This is a genomic window from Novipirellula caenicola (assembly GCF_039545035.1).
In the GTDB taxonomy this organism is placed as follows: Bacteria; Planctomycetota; Planctomycetia; order Pirellulales; family Pirellulaceae; genus Novipirellula; species Novipirellula caenicola.
The window spans coordinates 1-1,725 of the sequence record NZ_BAABRO010000064.1 but is presented as its reverse complement, the minus strand read 5'-3'; the positions used below and the strand labels follow the sequence as shown (position 1 = coordinate 1,725).

Here is a 1,725-nt window from a genome sequence, read left to right as displayed (position 1 = left end):
TCGCAGGGACGGCGTCCGGAAAGTGAGCGGTACGAATAGAAATGTCCGTAGCGAACACTGAGGTGTTGGGGATTAAAAGACCCGACATAAGCCAAGGTATAGCTCGAGAGCGTTTAAGTTCTCGAAGTCATTGGAAGGACGTCCAAGAAAAGCTGCGAAGTTAAGCAACTGACCGTACTAAAACTGACACAGGTAGGCGAGATGAGAATTCTAAGGCGCTCGGGAGAACTGTGGTTAAGGAACTCTGCAAAATGGCCCCGTAAGTTCGCGATAAGGGGCGCCCACGCAAGTGGGCCACAGAAAATCGGCTCTAACGACTGTTTATCAAAAACACAGGTCTCTGCTAACACGCAAGTGGATGTATAGAGACTGACGCCTGCCCGGTGTTGGTAGGTTAAGGAAGACGGTTAGCCTCACGGCGAAGCTGGCGACCGAAGCCCCAATAAACGGCGGCCCTAACTATGAGGGTCCTAAGGTAGCGAAGTTCCTTGTCGGGTAAGTTCCGACCTGCATGAAAGGCGTAACGATTGGAGCACTGTCTCAACCACAGACCCGGTGAAATTGTAGTTGTGGTGAAGATGCCACATACCCGCGGTTAGACGGAAAGACCCCGTGAACCTTTACTGTAGGCTGATATTGGGTTGAGATATAATTTGTGTAGGATAGCTGGGAGGCTTTGAAGCAGGCACGCTAGTGCCCGTGGAGCCGTCGTTGAAATACCAGCCTGGTTATATTTTAATTCTAACTTCGATCCCTTGAATCAGGGCGAAGGACAATGTCAGTCGGGCAGTTTGACTGGGGCGGTCTCCTCCCAAAGAGTAACGGAGGAGTGCAAAGGTACACTCAGCCTGGTCGGTAATCAGGCGAAGAGAGTAAAGTTAGAAGTGTGCTTGACTGCGAGACCCATAAGTCGAGCAGGTACGAAAGTAGGTCTTAGTGATCCGGTAATCCCGAATGGAAGGGTTATCGCTCATCAGATAAAAGGTACTCCGGGGATAACAGGCTTATCGCATCCGAGCGTCCACAGCGGCGATGCGGTTTGGCACCTCGATGTCGGCTCATCACATCCTGGGGGTGTAGAAGCTCCCAAGGGTTTGGCTGTTCGCCAATGAAAGTGGTACGTGAGCTGGGTTCAGACCGTCGTGAGACAGGTCGGTCCCTATCTGCCGTGGGCGTACGAATCTTGAGGAGGTTCAACTTTAGTACGAGAGGATTTAGTTGGACGAAGCTCTGGTGTACCAGTTGTCGCGCTAGCGGCACGGCTGGATAGCTAACTTCGGAACGGATAAACGCTGAAAGCATCTAAGCGTGAAGCCCGCTCCAAGATTAGGATTCGTAGACATTAGTCGAAAGCCCCCAAGAAGACGACTTGGTTGATAGGCTGGGCGTGTAAGCACGGTAACGTGTTAAGCTAACCAGTACTAACGGGCGAAAGTTTGGCCATCGATATCCCGCACTCATGTTCTATAGGGATACATGGCTTCGACGAAGTTGAAGAAACGAACTCTTTCAGAAACAAGAATAACTACCAAACAACCTGGCGCACTTGCGGTGAAACACCCGCAAGTGTGTCTTTCCGGCGACCATATCAGAAAGGTCATACCTGTTCCCATCCCGAACACAGAAGTCAAGCTTTCTGAGCCGATGATAGTGCATACCAGCGTGAAAGTAGGTATTGCCGGATTTTTAAAACTCTCTTGCAGCTTTGCTGCAAGAGAGTTTTTT

2 rRNA genes are annotated in these 1,725 nt (G+C 50.6%); both read left to right on the top strand.

The window, feature by feature from the left end:
* A 23S ribosomal RNA gene (locus ABEA92_RS31255) occupies positions 1 to 1,444 on the top strand; the annotation flags it as partial.
* A 131-nt stretch (positions 1,445 to 1,575) separates the two neighbouring features.
* Positions 1,576 to 1,684: ribosomal RNA gene (gene rrf, locus ABEA92_RS31250) — 5S ribosomal RNA — on the top strand.
* Positions 1,685 to 1,725: the final 41 nt, after the last annotated feature.